Genomic DNA, 15,851 nt, shown 5'->3' on the forward strand with positions numbered 1-15,851 from the left:
ATGATGGACCGCCTCCCCCACGAAAAGGGCTTTCACGTAAGCTGGGACCAGATTCACCGCGATGCGCGCGCGCTGGCCTGGCGGCTTCAGGGCGAGGCCCCGGAGGGCGGCTGGCGCGCGGTGGTGGCGATCACACGCGGCGGCATGGCCCCCGCGATGATCGTCGCGCGCGAACTCGATATCCGCACCGTCGACACGATCAGCGTCAAGTCCTACAACCATCAGGAACAGACCGCGCCGCGCATCATCAAGTTCCCGGATATGGAGATCGTGGGCGACGGTGCGGGGGTGCTGATCGTCGATGACCTGGTCGATACCGGGCGCACGCTGGAAGTGGTGCGCGCGACCATGCCGCGCGCCCATGTGGCCACGGTCTATGCCAAACCGATGGGCCGCGCGCAGGTCGATACCTTCATCACCGAGGTGAGCCAGGACACGTGGATTTTCTTCCCGTGGGACATGGCCCTGCAATATGTGGAGCCGTATCGCGGAGCGTGAGGCAAAACGAAAAAGGCCGCGCCCGAGAGCGCGACCTTTGACATTTCCCAAGCCGGGTTTCAGCCTTTGCGCGACTTGAGCGCGGTCCAGCCGCCCCAGACCACCATCGCGGCGATCACGGCCTTGACCACATCCCCCAGAAGGAACGGCGCCATCCAGTAGGCCCAGAGGTCGGGCATTGCCTTGCCCATGACGAGCGCGGGCCAGGCGAGGCCGGGAATATAAAGCAGCGCCGAAACCGCGACCCCCACCAGCGCCGTCGAGACCACGCCGCGCGCGATCCCGCGCTCGACCGCCAGACCGGCGAGCCAGGCCATCGCCACGAAACCGTAAAGGAAACCGGCGGTCGGCCCGATGAGCGAGGCCGTGCTCTGCGCGCCCGCGAAGACCGGCAGCCCCATCGCCCCCTCGGCAAGATAGGCCAGAACCGCCGCAGCCCCGAGGCGCGACCCGAACGTGAGGCCCACGATCAGGATTGCCAGCGTCGAGAGTGTCAGCGGCACCGGGAAGAAGGGCACGCTCACCTGTGCCGCCAGCGCGATGAAGAGCGACCCGCCAAGCACCAGACCCGCCTTGCGGATCGTCGTATCGTGGCCGATGACGGCCTGAGTGAGAACCTGTGCGCGCATGTCGCGTCCCTCCATTGTTCCGGTTGTCGGGCTGACTTTTTCGCCGCAGGCGCGAAAAAGTCAAGCGATAGTCCTTGATCTGGCGCGCGACAGGTGGGAATTGCCGCCTATGAGCGAAACACAGGATCTCCCCGTTGCCCTCGTCACCGGCGCCTCGCGCGGGCTGGGGGCGGCCATGGCCGAGGCGCTGACGCCCGCCCATCACGTCGTCGCCGTCGCCCGCACCGTGGGCGCGCTCGAGGAGTTGGACGACCGCATCAAGGCGCGTGGCGGACAGGCCACGCTGGCGCCCATGGACATCACCAACCGCGAGGCCATGGCGCAGCTTTGCCGTGCGATCCATGACCGCTGGGGCGGCATCGCGCTCTGGATTCACGCAGCGGTTCACGCGGCCCCCCTCAGCCCTGCCATGCATCTGGCCGAGAAGGACTGGGAGCGCTCGGTCGCCGTCAATGCATCGGCCACGGGGCTTCTGATTCCGTTCGTCGCGCCGCTTCTGGGCGAGGCGGGTCAGGCGGTGTTCTTCGACGATCCGCGCGGCGGGACCAGGTTCTTCGGGGCCTACGGGGCGACCAAGGCGGCGCAGATCGCGCTTGCCCGAAGCTGGCAGGCGGAAAGCGTCAAGACCGGCCCGCGCGTGCATATCCTGACGCCTGCCCCCATGCCCACGGCCACGCGCGCGCGGTTCCATCCCGGCGAGGACCGTGACGGCCTCAGCCATCCCCGCGACGAGGCGGCGCGCCTTCTGGCGGCGCTCTCTTGACCGTCTATTCCCATTCCAGTTCGGTGAAGGCCACGGTGGCGTTGCGCGCATTATAGGCATCGAACAGCGCCCATTGCGCCGCTTCACCCGCCGCGATTTCCAGAACCGCATCGCCCAGCCGCGCGCCTGCGGCAATCGCCGCGCGCGTGTCGCGCTCCAGCACCGACAGATAGCGCGCCGTGGCCGCCCCGCCATCGGGCCAGTCAAGGGTCGGGCCGCCGTGCCCCGGCACCACGCGGTCAAACGCGCGTGCCTGCAACCCGGCCAGCACCGCGCGCCAGCCGCGCAGGCTGCCATCGAGCGCGGGCAGATGGGTGTCGAATACCAGATCGCCCGCAAAAAGCGTGTCGGTTGCGACGTCATGCACCGTGAGGTCCGTTCCGGTATGCGCCATCGGCCAGGCCTCCAGCACCAGCACACGCGCGCCAAGGTCGATGTCCGACCGCCCCGCCACCGGTGCCGTCACCACGGGCACCGCCGTGCCGATCATCGCGCCCTGCCCGATCTCCCGGTCAAGGCTTTCAAGGTAGTTCCCGGACCGGTCCGCCAGCGCGCGGTTGAAATCCGCGTGCCCCCAGACCTGCGCCCCCGCCGCCACGAAGGGCCCTGCCCCGAAAACGTGGTCGGGATGGATATGCGTCAGGATCACATGCGTGACGGGCAGATCGGTGCGCGCACGGATCGCGCGCCAGAGCGCCTCGCCCATCCACGCCGCCGAACCGGTGTCGATCACGGCCACCGCCGCGCGGCCAACCACGAAGCCCAGATTGGACGCGTCGCCAAGGTTCTCGGGATCGGGTTCGGCGACCTGCCCCAGATGCACGAAGACCCCCGGCGCGATCTCGTCCACGTCGAGCGCGGCCCCCACGGGCACGCAGCGCGCCTCCCCTGCCCCGTCGGGCGCGCGCGCCGACAACGCGGCTACGCAGGCGGCCTCTGTCGCCGCCTCATATCCCGGCAAGAGCACCTCGCGGCACGGGGCATCGCCCCCGACGCCTGCCAGACAAAGGGTAAGGATCGCCTCGAACATGGCCGCACTCCGGTTTGTCGCGCCTGATCCTCAGCCTACACGCGGATGTGTGCCACGCCAACTTTGGTCGGGCTTCGCGCAAGACCTGATCCGTGATATACAGCCCCGGGAATATGAAGAGGAGCCAGCCATGCCCCGCGCCCTGATCCGCGCCACAGCCCTTGCCCTCATGCTCGGGACCGCCGCATATGCCGGCGAGGTGACGAACCCGCTGGAACCCAGCGAGATGTGGGACATGCTGCGCGAGGATATCGTGGGCGATGCGGAAATCGCCGATGGTGCGGCCCTGCTGACGCTCGATGCGCCTTACCGCGCCCATGACGCCGCCACGGTGCCGATCGTGCTGCACCAGACCGACCTCTCCGCCACGATCCGCAAGGCCACCGTGGTGATCGACGAAAACCCCGCCCCGGTCGCCGCCGAACTGGGCTTCGGTTCGGCCATGGCCCCGATCGACTTTGAGTTGCGGGTGCGGGTGAACCAGTATTCCAACATCCGCGTGATCGCCGAAACCGACGCGGGGCTTGCCATGACGGGGCGCTTCGTCAAGGCGTCGGGCGGCTGTTCCGCCCCGGCCAGCCGCGATCCGCAGGTCGCGCTTGCCACCATGGGCGAGATGAAGCTGCGCAGCTTCCTGACCGAGACCGCCGCGCCGCAGATGTCGCCCGCCCGCCGCGAGGCCCAGATCATGGTGCGCCACCCGAATTACTCGGGCCTGCAACGCGACCAGATCACCCAGCTTTTCATCCCCGCCCATTTCATCGACCATCTCGAGGTCTGGCAGGGCGAGGATCTGCTCTTCACCATGGATGGCGGCATATCGATCTCGGAAAACCCGGTGTTCCGCTTTTCCTATGCCGATAACGGCACACCTGCCTTGCGGGTCCTGGCCACCGACACGGACGGCAACAGGTTCGAGCAGATCCTGCCAAAGGGCGTAGGGAGTTAGGCGGCAGAGCGGCTCTGTTGATGGCGTGGATGCCCCCTCCCGACGGCATCGTAATGTGCCAATGTGATGAGTGTTGAAACCATCACATGAGTGAGAGACCATCCATGTCCGAGGTTACCATCATCGGAATTGATCTGGCAAAGCGTGTCTTCCAGCTTCATGGCGCGCGCCACAACGGATCAGTCGCTTTTCGCAAGAAGCTGTCCCGGGGTCAGCTATTGGCGTTCATCGCGCAGTATTCCATTGGCTTTCACGGAATAACGCCGAGAGGGATTGGCGACGACAAGGGCCGTTAGGGTTTCCCCCGCGCTCGACGCCGCCAACCTGCTGTTGCGTCATGGTCGCGCCAGTGACCGAGCGCGATGCTCCCTTGATCTGTTACTTTCCCGACCAACAGGCCCGTTGTCGCGGACATCGTGGTCTCCCTGACATCCGGGCAACTTCAGCGCTCAGGCCTCGAGTTCGGCATCCCAGTAGAGGAAATCGAGCCAGCTTTCATGCAGGTGGTTGGGGGGAAACTTGCGTCCCATGTTGCGCAATTCCTCGGCCCCCGGCGCGCGGGGTGGCTTGCGCAGGTTCATGCCGGCCTGCCGCAGGCTGCGCGCACCCTTGCGCAGGTTGCAGGGCGAACAGGCCGCCACCACGTTTTCCCAGCTTGTGCGCCCGCCGCGTGCGCGCGGCACCACATGATCAAAGGTCAGATCGCCCCTTGCCCCGCAATACTGGCAAAGAAATTCGTCGCGCAGAAATAAATTAAAGCGCGTGAAGGCCACGCGCTTTTGAGGTTTTACATAATCCCGCAGAACGATCACCGAGGGTATTCGTATCGCCGTGCTCGGACTGTGGACCACGTGATCGTATTCGGCGACGATATCGACCCTGTCGGACCAGACCGCCTTGATCGCCTCCTGCCAGGTCCAGAGCGAGAGCGGATAATAGGAGAGCGGGCGGTAATCGGCATTGAGCACCAGCGCCGGGAAATGCCGCAGCGCGGCGGGGTCCCTTACGAACTCGGTTCTGAAGTCTCCGTCCATCGCGTCACGCGCCTCTTTCCCGGCCCCCGATCACCCTCTCAAGTGCTACTATATATCGTGGCGTCAAGCTGGCAAGCCCCCGATATCGCCGCACATCTAGCCGCGTTCTAGCCCGCTTTCGTAAAACCGATGTGACAGGCTCAGGCGGCCGCGCCCCGCTCCTCGCGCGATTGGCGTTGCCACAGCGCGGCATAGCGGCCCTCACGCGCCAGCAGGTCGGCATGGCTGCCCTCCTCCACCACGCGCCCTTCTTCCAGAACCACGATGCGATCCGCCCCCGCCACGGTCGAGAGGCGATGCGCGATCATGATCACGGTGCGCCCTTGGGCCGCGCGCGCCAGCGCATCCTGAATGTCGCTCTCGGTGGCGGTATCGAGCGCGCTTGTCGCCTCGTCCAGAAGCAGGATGGGCGGGTTCTTCAGCAGCGTGCGCGCAATTCCCACCCGCTGTTTCTCGCCGCCCGATAGCTTGAGCCCGCGCTCGCCCACCTGCGTGTCATAGCCCCGGGGCAAGCCCTGGATGAAGTCATGGATCTGCGCCGCGCGCGCGGCATCCTCGATCTCGGCGCGGGTCACGTCCCCGCGCCCATAGGCGATATTATAGCCGATCGTATCGTTGAAGAGCACGGTATCCTGCGGGACGACGCCGATGGCCGCATGCAGGCTGTCAAGCGTGACATGCCGGATATCCTGCCCGTCGATGGTGACCGCGCCGCCCTGCACATCGTAAAACCGGAAGAGAAGCCGCCCGATGGTCGACTTTCCCGCGCCCGAAGAGCCCACCACCGCCACCGACTGTCCGGCAGGCACATCGAGCGTGACGCCCTTGAGAATGGGCCGCGCCGGATCATAGCCGAATTCCACCGCGTCAAAGCGGACATGCGCCCCCGCGACCTTGAGCGGCGTGGCGCCGGGGAGGTTGCTCACATCGGGGGGTTGCTCGAGCAGGCCGAACATCTCGCCCATATCCACCAGCGCCTGCCGGATCTCGCGGTAGACGGTGCCGAGGAAGTTGAGCGGCATGGTGATCTGGATCATATAGGCATTGACCATGACGAAATCGCCCACCGTCATCGTGCCCGCCTGCACCCCCATGGCGGCCATGACCATCACCGCCACAAGACCGCCGGTGATGAGGAAGGACTGGCCGAAATTGAGGAAGGCGAGTGAATAGGCGGTCAGCAGGGCCGCGCGCTCATAGCCCTCCATCGCGCGGTCATAGCGCGCCGCCTCGCGCGCCTCGGCCCCGAAATACTTGACGGTCTCGTAGTTCAGCAGGCTGTCGATGGCCTTTTGATTGGCGTCGGTGTCCTGATCGTTCATCTCGCGGCGCAGCTTCACGCGCCATTCGGTGACCTTGAAGGTAAAGGCCACATAGGCCGCGATCACGCCCGCGACGACCACCAGATACCAGATGTCGAAGAGAACCCAGAGGATGATCCCCACCATCAGCAATTCGAGGATCAGCGGCCCGATCGAGAAGATCAGGAAGCGCAGCAGGAAATCGACGCCCTTGACGCCCCGCTCGATGATCCGGCTCAGGCCCCCGGTCTTGCGCGTGAGGTGATAGGACAGCGAGAGCGCATGGATATGCCGAAAGGTTTGCAGCGCCAGACGGCGCAGCGCGCGTTGGCCCACCTTGGCGAAAACCGCGTCGCGCAACTGCTGAAAGCCCACGTTCATCAGCCGCGCCATGCCGTAGGCCACGGTCAGGCCGATGGCCCCTGCCCCCAGCATCCAGGCCGCTTCCTGCCCCTCGCCCGCCAGCACGTCGACCGCACCCTTGTAGAAAAACGGCGTGATGACCGAGACAAGCTTGGCCGCCACCAGCAGCAAGAGCGACAGCACCACGCGCCGCTTCACCCATGGCTGACCCTCGGGCCAGAGATAGGGGGCGACACGGGCAATGGTGCGCCAGCCGCTCGCGGCGGTCTCGCTTGGGTGGGGGGCGTCGGTCTGCATCGCTGGCCTTCTCGCTTGCGCGCGCAACAGATAGCGGTGCGCGGGAGCGATGACCAGAGCGCGGCCCTATTCAGGAAGTTCGAACACTTGCCCCGGATAAATCAGGTCGGGGTTGCGGATGCGGTCGCGGTTGGCCTCGAACACGCGCACGTAAAGGATGCCCTCGCCATACCGTTCGCGCGAAATCGCCCAGAGAGTAGAGCCGGGCTGCACCGTGACCACCGACATGCGTGGTGGCGCGGGGGTGTCCGGTGCCACAAAGGCGGCTGGCTCCTCGCGCTTGAACGGCGTTTCCACCCGCGAGGTGACGGCCCCATCGGGGCCGACCTCATCGACGCGCAGCGTATAGATGCCGCTGTCCACATCCGGCAGGTCACTGCGCCAGCTCCCATCCTCGCCGATCCGCGAGGTGGTGACGGGACGGTTATCGACATAGATGCGCACGAACCCCTCCGAGGCCGAGGCCCGCCCGGCAAGCTCCACCTCGCCCGCCTCGGAATAGCTGATCGAATCGAGCGCGACGGACTGCACCTCCGGCCCCGGCCCGGCGGGGACCTGAAGCACGCGCACGCCCGCCTCATCCGACAAGAGCACCGTGGGCGGCTCCGGGGTGGGTTGCGATGCGGGTTGGGTGATCCCGGTCGGGATGGAAGCGCTCTCCACCGGCGGTTCCGGCGCGACCGGGGCGACGGGGGCGGTGGTTGCCGATATCCCGGGCGGCGTCGCCGCGACATCGGCCGGGGCCCCCCCGGTTGCCTCCTCGGTTGGCGGTTCCGCGACAGCGTCCCCGGGCACCGCGCGGGGCGTCGGCGCGATCAGGATATCCTCAAGCGAGCGGACCTCGCGCCCGTCGGGCAAGAGCAGCGACAGGCTCAGCGCGCGCGCCACATCCGCCGGGGGCAGGTCGAGAAAGGCCACGAACTTGCCTGCCCCGTCCGTCTCGGTCAGCCCCAGCCGCGCCTCATCCACAAGGATCGCCACCGATCCACCCGGCACCGCGCGCCCCGCCACGAGCATCCGCCCATCCGCCTCGAGCCGGAACGTATCGAGAGCGGGCGGCGCAGGTATCGGGGCGGCGGGGGCCTCCACCGGGTCGGGCACGTGCCCGGCCTCCGGCCCCGACACATCCGGGGGGGCGGCGTCAACATCCGCCACCACCGGCGCCGCTGGCTGCGGCGCGGGCAGCGTCACGGTTTCAACGGGCCGGTCCGCCACCGGATCCGGCACCCGCTGTGAAAGCACAAAGACCCCGAGCGCAATCGCCCCGGCCACCACAGCCCCCGCGATACCCAGCACGGGCCCCGCTCCCAAACCGGCGAATTTGCTCATCTTTTCCGTCATCCCCAGCCGGGACACCGCGCCCGGTTGAAGGAGCATATCAACAAGGGTATCACGGGTCAAAGCAACCCTTCTTGTGCCGGAGCCGTCCCATGCCACAAAATGCCGTCTGTGTCTTTTGCGGCGCACGCAATGGCGCACACCCCGCCTACGCCGAGGCCGCCGAGGCCACGGGCCGGATGCTGGCCGAGAACGGCTGGCAGCTTGTTTATGGCGCGGGGGATGTCGGGCTGATGGGGGTGGTGGCGCGCGCGGCGCAGGCGGCGGGCGGCGAGACGATGGGCGTCATCCCCGAGCATCTCGTGCGCCGCGAAGTGGGCAAGCGCGACCTGACCCGCTATGTCGTGACCGAGACCATGCACGAGCGCAAGAAGGTCATGTTCATGAATTCCCACGCCGTCGTGGTGCTGCCGGGCGGCGCGGGATCACTCGACGAGTTTTTCGAGGTGCTGACATGGCGGCAGCTCGGCCTGCATGAAAAACCGGTCTTTTTATTGAATACAGAAGGTTACTGGACACCCCTCATGCAGTTGATCGACCATGTCATCGCGCAGGGATTTGCCGATGAGTCTCTCAAGACCTTCGTGCAATCCATCGACACGGTTCAGGATCTGAACACCGCCCTGCGCGCCGCCCTGTCCTGACGCCAGCTTGCCGTGGTGTAGATCGCCAGCGCCACCCAGATCATGCCGAAGGCAAGCGCGTGCCAGGGGCTGAAAGGCTCAAGAAACCAGAAGGTTGCGACCAGGAATTGAAGTGTCGGGTTGAGGTATTGCACCAGCCCGACCGTGGCCAGCGTGATCCGCTTGGTGGCATAGCTGAACAGAATCAGCGGCGCGCCCGTCAGAAGGCCGGAAAACGCCAAGAGCGCGCTGTCCCTCACGGAGGTCCCGAACGCCCCGCCGCCATCCGCATGGGCAAGCCACAGGACAACCAGCGCGACCGGCGCAAGCAGCAGAACCTCGGCCGTGACCGAAACCACCGGTCCGACCGAAAGCCCCTTTTTAACAAGACCGTAAAGGCCAAAGCTGATGGACAGGATCAGCGCGATCCAGGGCGGCACGCCCAGCCCGAGCGATAGCGTCACCACCGCCAGAGCCGCCAGCACCACCGCCACCCGCTGCGCGCGTCCCAGCCGCTCCTTGAGCACCACCGCGCCCAGAAGCACCGCCACCAGCGGAAACACGTAATATCCCAGCGAGGCCTCCATCGCGCGGCCCACCTGAATCGAGGTGATGAACACGAACCAGTTGGTCGAGATCATCAGCGCCGCCAGCGCCGTGAGCATCAGCGCGTGCCGCGTGCCGATGGCACCCATGAGCGCCGCAAGCCGCCCCTGCACCGCCAGTGCCGCGGCGAAGAAGATCAGCGACCAGAGCGTGCGATGCGCGAGGATCTCGATGGGGGGCACATGTTCGAGCAGCTTGTAATAGATGCCCGACAGCCCCCAGACCGTGCAGGTCCCGACCAGCGCGATGATGCCTTTCGTCGCCTCCCGCATGATGCCTGTCCTCCCCGGCCTTTCCCTTCGCACGAAAACGCCCCGCCCGAAAGTGACGGGCGGGGCGCGCAAACCGGCTATGCGCCGGGATCAAGGCCGGGATCACATCCGCGAGGCGACGTTTTCCCAATTCACCAGGTTGTCGAGGAAGTTGGTGAGATAGGCGGGCCGCTTGTTGCGGAAGTCGATATAGTAGGAATGTTCCCACACGTCGCAGCCCAGAAGCGCTGTTTGCCCGAAGCAGAGCGGGTTGACGCCGTTCTCTGTCTTGGTGACTTTCAGTGCGCCGTCGCTGTCCTTGACAAGCCACGCCCAGCCGGAGCCGAACTGACCGGCACCGGCGGCGGCGAAATCTTCCTTGAACTTCTGGACCGAGCCAAAGCTCTCGGTGATCGCCTTTTCCAGCGCGCCCGGCATACCCGTGCCGCCCGGTGCCATCATCTCCCAGAACTGCGCGTGGTTCCAGTGCTGCGAGGCATTGTTGAAGATGCCCGATTGCGCCACGGCGCTCGCCTGATAGGTGCCGCGCACGATCTCCTCAACCGGTTTGCCCTCCCACTCGGTCCCGGCAATCAGCTTGTTGCCGTTGTCGACATAGGCCTTGTGGTGAATGTCGTGGTGATATTCGAGCGTCTCTTTCGACATGCCATGCGCGGCCAGCGCGTCATGGGCATAGGGAAGATCGGGAAGTTCAAAGGCCATGGGGGTCCCCCTGTTCGTCTGCGTTGAAACCTGTGCCCATACATGGAGCGGTGGAGCGCGGAACGTCAACCCTGCGACAGAGTTTTTCTGTCGGGATTTCGTCAGCGGTAGACGCCGACCTCGCCCCCCGGCAGGGCCGCGTCCCGAAGCGCGCCAAAGGCATAGTCGGCCACGGGCCGAAAGCAGATCAGGTGAAACACGCCCCTGTCATCCAGCCAGAAGGCGGCCGGGATCTGCGCCATCCGCGTGCGGCGAAACATGCCGGGGGTGAAGGCGTGCGGCGCAAGATCCACCGGGCATAGCTTGGCCAGGGTTTCGCGCGCACCCGCGCCCGAAATATGCAGGTAGGTGCGCGCGTCGGAGACGTTGACAGCAAGGAAATGCTGGCCCTTCAATGCCTCTTCCAGCGTGGCGATGGTCTCGGCCACCCCGTCATAGGCGCAGATCAGCAAAAGCTCGTCCGGCGACATCCAGAACGCGGCGGTTCCCTGCCCCATCAGGGCCTGACGCTGTTCAGGCACGCCAAGGCCCACGGCCTGTTTCACCGCCGCCTTGACCTCGGCTGACGCGAGATCACCACGCAGGGTGATCATGCCGGTCAGGCCCGCATCGGCGATGGTGGCAAGCCCCTCATAGCGGGCCCCGTTCAGGGGGGTGACGGCCTCAGACATTCTGCTTCTCCCCGTCCTTGTCATAGAAAACCGGATCGACGATCCGCGCCTTGACGATCCCGCCATCGAGTTTGGGAAAGTCCAGCACCTCGCCCATCCGGTCAGGCCCGTGCAGCACCAGCCCCATCGCGATGCCACGCCCCAGCGTGGGCGAATGGTAGGTCGAGGTCACGCGCCCTTGGGTCTTGCGCTGACCGTTGGCGTTGTGGCCCGGCGCGGTGGCATAGGCCCCATCCGGCAGCACCTCGCCGTCAAGCGTCTCCAGCCCCACCAGTTTCCAGCGGTTTGGATCGGCCATATGGGCGCGTTCCTGCGCGCGCTTGCCGAGATAGTCGTCTTTCTTCTTGGAAATGGCCCATTGCATGTTGAGATCCTGCGGGATCACCGTGCCGTCGGTCTCGTCGCCGATCATGATGAACCCCTTCTCGGCGCGCATCACATGCAGGCCCTCGGTGCCATAAGGCGTCACGCCATACTCGGCCCCGGCCTCTAACAGCGCATCCCAAAGGGCGCGTCCCTGACTGGCCGGGACGGCCAGCTCATAGCTCAACTCGCCCGAGAAGGAGATGCGATAGGCGCGCACCGACATGCCCGCCAGCGTGAGGTCCGCCCAGCCCATGAAGGGCAGCGCGTCATTGCCAATGTCGGCATTGGTGAGTTTCGCCAGCGTGTCCCGCGCCTTGGGGCCGACGACGGCCACTTGCGCATATTGCTCGGTGACATTGGCGGTGTAGACCTTCCAGTCCCACCATTCGCATTGCAGCCAATCCTCCATATGCCCATGGATTGCCTCGGCCCCGCCGGTGGTGGTGTGGCAGAGGAACGTGTCCTCGTCGATGCGCGCCACAACGCCGTCATCCATGAGAAACCCGTTCTCGTTGCACATCAGCCCGTAGCGGCAACGCCCCGGTTTCAGCGTGCTCATCATGTTGGTGTAGAGCATGTCGAGAAATTTGCCCGCATCCGGCCCCTTGACGATGATCTTGCCCAAGGTGGACGCATCGAGCAGGCCAAGGCGCGCGCGTGTCTGGGTGATTTCGCGGCTCACGGCCTCGCGGTGGCTTTCCTCGCCCTTCGGGAAGCAATAGGGGCGGCGCCATTGGCCGACAGGTTCAAAATGCGCGCCATGCGCCTCGTGCCAGCTATGCATCGGCGTCTTGCGGACCGGCTGGAAGACCGGGCCGCGCGCCCCACCCGCGATGGCCGAGAGCGAAATCGGCGTGTAGGGCGGGCGGAAGGTGGTGATGCCGGTCTGCGGTATCGGCTGACCCACCGCATCCGACAGGATGGCGAGGCCATTGATATTGCTGAGCTTGCCCTGATCGGTGGCCATGCCGAGCGTGGTGTAGCGCTTGGCGTGCTCAACGCTCTCGTAGCCCTCGCGCGCGGCCAGTTGCACGTCCGAGACCTTCACGTCGTTCTGGTAATCGAGCCAGGCCTTCATCCGCAGCTTCATGCCCGCACCCTGCGGCATGAGCCAGACGGGCTCCATCGCCGCCTCGGGCGAGGTGCTGGCCGTAGGCGCCTTGCCCTTGGCGGTGTGGCCCATGGCCTTTGCGGCGGCTTGCCCCGCGCCATGCGCATCCGCGACAACGCTGGCCAGATCGCCCGCGCCATTGGCGGCACCTGCGGGGATGACAAATGCCTCGCCCTTGGCACCCCGCGGCGGGTGCGCCGGGTCGGGGCGGAAATGGGCGCTCGCCTCGTCCCAGAGGAGCTTGCCGCCGCAATGCGACCACAGATGCACCACCGGCGACCAGCCGCCCGACATGGCGACCGCGTCGCAGGCGATCTCTTCCAGCACGGCACCCTCGCCCGCCTGCGCGCAGATGGCGACGCCGGTCACGCGCTTGCCGCCCTTGACCTTTGCGATGCCCTTGCCGTTTTCGACGCGGATACCCATGCTGCGCGCCTCATCGGCCAAGGCACCGCCACCCGATTGGCGGGCGTCGAGGATGACGGGGATTTCCAGCCCCAGTTTTTTCAGCGTGATGGCGGTGCGGTAGGCGTCGTCATTGTTGGTCACAACCACGGTGCGGTCGCCGATGGAGACGCCGTAATCCACCGCGTAATCGCGCACCGCCCCTGCGAGCATCACGCCGGGAATGTCGTTGCCGGCAAAGCTCAGCGGGCGCTCGATGGCCCCGGTGGCCGTCACGATCTGGCCCGCGCGGATGCGCCACAGGCGGTGGCGGGGCGCGTTCGTGCCGGGGGTGTGATCGGCCACACGCTCATAGCCCAAGAGATAGCCGTGATCGTAGACCCCTGCGCCCATGCAGCGCTTGCGCAGGGTGACGTGGGGCATATCTTGCAATTTTGCAAGGGTTGCGGCGATCCAGTCCGCGGCCGGTTGGCCGTCGATGTCTCCCCCATCCACCGGCGCGCGCCCGCCCCAATGGGCGGTCTGCTCCATCAGGAGCACCTTGGCACCCGCCTCTGCCGCCGTCAGCGCCGCTTGCAGGCCCGCCACACCGCCGCCGATCACCGCCACGTCGCAGAAGAAATGGAAATGCTCATACCGGTCCGGGTCGCCGGGATTGGACGCGCGGCCAAGGCCCGCCGACTGGCGGATGAACGGCTCGTAGACATGTTTCCAGAACGGGCGGGGATGGATGAACATCTTGTAGTAAAAGCCCGCAGGCAGGAACCGCGCGAGATGGGTGTTGACCGCGCCGATATCGGTCTCGAGGCTCGGCCAGTGGTTCTGGCTCACGCAGGTCAGCCCGTCGAAAAGCTCGGTCGTGGTGGCGCGCTGGTTGGGCTCGAAGCGCGCCCCCTCGCCCAGCCCCACCAGCGCATTGGGTTCCTCCGCGCCGGAGGCCACAATGCCGCGCGGGCGGTGATACTTGAACGAGCGGCCCACCAGCATCTGACCGTTGGCCAGAAGCGCCGAGGCGAGCGTGTCGCCCGCGTGGCCCTGCATCCGCTTGCCGTTGAAGCTAAATTCGCAGCGGCGGCTGCGGTCGAGAAGGCGGCCGCCGGTGGCCAGTCTGGTGCTCATGTCTCAGCCCCTCTTGCCCGTGGCGGGCGTCGTCGATTGAGTATTTTCGGAACAGTGAAGGCTCATGCGAAGTCGCGCCATGTCCAGCCGGGGCGCTTGGCGGTGATGGCCTCGCGGATATGCTGGGGCGGCTCATGGGTCTGGGCCGGGTATGTGCCGTAGACCTCGAGCGTCACGGTATCGCGGGCCATGATGAACCACTTGCCGCAGCCATTGTTGTGCCGCCAGCGCTCGAAATGCGCGCCCTTGGGGTTTTCCTTGGCGAACATGTAGGTGTGGAAGTCGTCATCCGTTGAGCCGGGGCCATGGCGCTTGAGATGCGCCTCGCCGCCCTGGTGGAATTCGGTCTCTTCGCCGGTGGTGCCGCAGCAGGGGCAGGTGAGGATCAGCATGTCTTGTCCCTCCTTAGTGGGCGACGCCAGCGGCGACGGATTCATCAATGAACCGGCCCTGATAGAACCGGTCGAGGCCGAACTCATCGCAGAGCGGCGAGTGGCCCTTGGCCATCAGTTCGGCAAAGCCCCAGCCGGAGCCGGGGATGGCCTTGAAGCCGCCCGTGCCCCAGCCGCAGTTGATGAAGATGCCATCCACCGGCGTTTTGCTGAGGATCGGCGAGCGGTCGCCGGTCACGTCCACGATGCCGCCCCATTGGCGCAGCATTTTCAGCCGCGCGACCATCGGGAAGGTCTCGATCAGGGCGCGCACCGTTTCCTCGATATGGTGGAACGAGCCGCGCTGCGTGTAGTTGTTATAGCCGTCGGTGCCGCCGCCGATCACCATCTCGCCCTTGTCGGATTGCGACATGTAGCCGTGCACGGTGTTGGCCATGACGACGCAATCCATGCAGGGCTTGATCGGTTCCGACACCAGCGCCTGAAGCGCGACGGATTCAATCGGCAGGCGAAAGCCCGCCATGTCGGCCAGGTGGCCGGAGTGACCGGCGACGACGATCCCCAGCTTCTTGCAGCCGATATCGCCGCGATTTGTGGTCACGCCGGTGACGCGGCCATTCTCGCGGCTGATCCCCGTGACCTCGCATTTCTGGAGGATGTGCATCCCCATGGCCGAGCAGGCCCGCGCATAGCCCCAGGCCACCGCATCATGCCTCGCCGTGCCGCCGCGCGCCTGCCAGAGCCCGCCCAGGACGGGATAGCGCGGCCCGTCGAGATTGATGATCGGCACGATTTCCTTGACGCGGGCGGGCGGGATGAATTCGGTGGTGACGCCCTGCAGCGCGTTCGCGTGCGCCGTGCGCTTGTAGCCCCGCACCTCGTGTTCGGTCTGCGCCAGCATGATCACGCCACGGGGGCTGAACATGATGTTGTAGTTGAGGTCCTGTGACAGCGTCTCGTAAAGCGAGCGCGATTTCTCGTAGATCGCCGCCGAGGGGTCCTGGAGGTAATTCGAGCGGATGATGGTGGTGTTACGGCCCGTGTTGCCGCCGCCCAGCCAGCCCTTTTCCAGCACCGCGACATTGGTGATGCCGAAATTCTTGCCGAGGTAATAGGCGGTGGCCAGACCATGCCCGCCCGCGCCCACGATGATCACGTCGTATGTCTTTTTCGGCTCGGGCGAGGCCCAGGCCCGCTCCCATCCCATGTGGTCGCGCAGGGCCTCGCGGGCGATGGCAAAGACGGAATAGCGTTTCATGCGCGGGTCTTTCTCGTGGATTCGGGGTCCGGTCTCGGTCCGGATGGTAATGCGACGGGGGCGCGTTGAACAGGTGACTGAGGGCGGCGCTTCGCCAGCAAATTGCGACATTGCGACATCGCGG

15 protein-coding genes and 1 pseudogene are annotated in these 15,851 nt (G+C 66.0%); 5 read left to right on the forward strand and 11 right to left on the reverse strand.

From position 1 onward, the window contains the following. Window positions 1–498: a xanthine phosphoribosyltransferase gene (gpt, locus tag ABIE57_RS06670; RefSeq protein WP_354538227.1), complete on the forward strand. Its 498-nt coding sequence runs from the start codon at window positions 1–3 to the stop codon at window positions 496–498. Window positions 499–557: 59 nt separating this feature from the next. Here gpt and ABIE57_RS06675 read toward each other — a convergent pair whose 3' ends face one another. Continuing rightward, complete coding sequence (locus tag ABIE57_RS06675; RefSeq protein ID WP_354538228.1) at window positions 558–1,127, reverse strand: biotin transporter BioY; 570 nt, start codon at window positions 1,125–1,127, stop codon at window positions 558–560. Between the two features lie 109 nt (window positions 1,128–1,236). Here ABIE57_RS06675 and ABIE57_RS06680 point away from each other — a divergent pair, with 109 nt between their 5' ends. Further along, window positions 1,237–1,890, forward strand: a complete 654-nt coding sequence (locus tag ABIE57_RS06680; RefSeq protein ID WP_354538229.1) for an SDR family NAD(P)-dependent oxidoreductase — start codon at window positions 1,237–1,239, stop codon at window positions 1,888–1,890. Window positions 1,891–1,894: 4 nt separating this feature from the next. Here the strand turns inward: ABIE57_RS06680 and ABIE57_RS06685 are convergent, their stop codons facing one another. Beyond that, on the reverse strand, window positions 1,895–2,920 hold the full coding sequence (locus ABIE57_RS06685) for a quinoprotein relay system zinc metallohydrolase 2 (RefSeq protein WP_354538230.1): 1,026 nt from the start codon (window positions 2,918–2,920) through the stop codon (window positions 1,895–1,897). A 130-nt stretch (window positions 2,921–3,050) separates the two neighbouring features. Between ABIE57_RS06685 and ABIE57_RS06690 the strand changes: the two genes are divergently transcribed. Continuing rightward, window positions 3,051–3,869, forward strand: coding sequence for a quinoprotein dehydrogenase-associated SoxYZ-like carrier (locus ABIE57_RS06690; RefSeq protein ID WP_354538231.1), 819 nt, complete (start codon window positions 3,051–3,053; stop codon window positions 3,867–3,869). Window positions 3,870–3,973: 104 nt separating this feature from the next. After that, a pseudogene (locus tag ABIE57_RS06695) lies at window positions 3,974–4,102 on the forward strand (IS110 family transposase); the annotation flags it as partial. Between the two features lie 216 nt (window positions 4,103–4,318). Here ABIE57_RS06695 and ABIE57_RS06700 read toward each other — a convergent pair. The 3 genes from ABIE57_RS06700 to ABIE57_RS06710 form a co-directional block, all read right to left on the reverse strand. Further along, window positions 4,319–4,903, reverse strand: a complete 585-nt coding sequence (locus ABIE57_RS06700; RefSeq protein WP_354538232.1) for an HNH endonuclease — start codon at window positions 4,901–4,903, stop codon at window positions 4,319–4,321. Between the two features lie 140 nt (window positions 4,904–5,043). Then, entirely contained in the window at window positions 5,044–6,864 is a 1,821-nt protein-coding gene (locus tag ABIE57_RS06705; protein ID WP_354538233.1) for an ABCB family ABC transporter ATP-binding protein/permease, read from the reverse strand. 66 nt (window positions 6,865–6,930) lie between these two features. Beyond that, window positions 6,931–8,193, reverse strand: a complete 1,263-nt coding sequence (locus tag ABIE57_RS06710) for a LysM peptidoglycan-binding domain-containing protein (protein WP_354538234.1) — start codon at window positions 8,191–8,193, stop codon at window positions 6,931–6,933. Between the two features lie 101 nt (window positions 8,194–8,294). Here ABIE57_RS06710 and ABIE57_RS06715 point away from each other — a divergent pair, with 101 nt between their 5' ends. Continuing rightward, entirely contained in the window at window positions 8,295–8,846 is a 552-nt protein-coding gene (locus ABIE57_RS06715) for an LOG family protein (RefSeq protein ID WP_354538235.1), read from the forward strand. On the opposite strand, the gene rarD is transcribed toward ABIE57_RS06715, so the two are convergent. The 6 genes from rarD to ABIE57_RS06745 all read right to left on the reverse strand — a co-directional run bounded on the left by rarD (window position 8,807) and on the right by ABIE57_RS06745 (window position 15,727). Continuing rightward, on the reverse strand, window positions 8,807–9,703 hold the full coding sequence (gene rarD / locus ABIE57_RS06720) for an EamA family transporter RarD (protein ID WP_354538236.1): 897 nt from the start codon (window positions 9,701–9,703) through the stop codon (window positions 8,807–8,809). The two genes, ABIE57_RS06715 and rarD, sit on opposite strands and share 40 nt — an antisense overlap. Before the next feature lie 102 nt (window positions 9,704–9,805). Next, on the reverse strand, window positions 9,806–10,405 hold the full coding sequence (locus ABIE57_RS06725) for a superoxide dismutase (RefSeq protein WP_354538237.1): 600 nt from the start codon (window positions 10,403–10,405) through the stop codon (window positions 9,806–9,808). Window positions 10,406–10,506: 101 nt separating this feature from the next. Beyond that, entirely contained in the window at window positions 10,507–11,076 is a 570-nt protein-coding gene (locus ABIE57_RS06730) for a sarcosine oxidase subunit gamma (protein ID WP_354538238.1), read from the reverse strand. Further along, on the reverse strand, window positions 11,069–14,077 hold the full coding sequence (locus ABIE57_RS06735; protein ID WP_354538239.1) for a sarcosine oxidase subunit alpha family protein: 3,009 nt from the start codon (window positions 14,075–14,077) through the stop codon (window positions 11,069–11,071). Before ABIE57_RS06735 ends, ABIE57_RS06730 begins: the two co-directional genes overlap by 8 nt. 62 nt (window positions 14,078–14,139) lie before the next feature. Continuing rightward, complete coding sequence (locus ABIE57_RS06740) at window positions 14,140–14,469, reverse strand: sarcosine oxidase subunit delta (protein WP_354538240.1); 330 nt, start codon at window positions 14,467–14,469, stop codon at window positions 14,140–14,142. 13 nt (window positions 14,470–14,482) lie between these two features. Continuing rightward, entirely contained in the window at window positions 14,483–15,727 is a 1,245-nt protein-coding gene (locus ABIE57_RS06745) for a sarcosine oxidase subunit beta family protein (protein ID WP_354538241.1), read from the reverse strand. Window positions 15,728–15,851: the final 124 nt, after the last annotated feature.

Origin of the sequence: Roseovarius sp. MBR-6, from assembly GCF_040547525.1 — a bacterium.
Classification (GTDB): Bacteria; Pseudomonadota; Alphaproteobacteria; order Rhodobacterales; family Rhodobacteraceae; genus Roseovarius.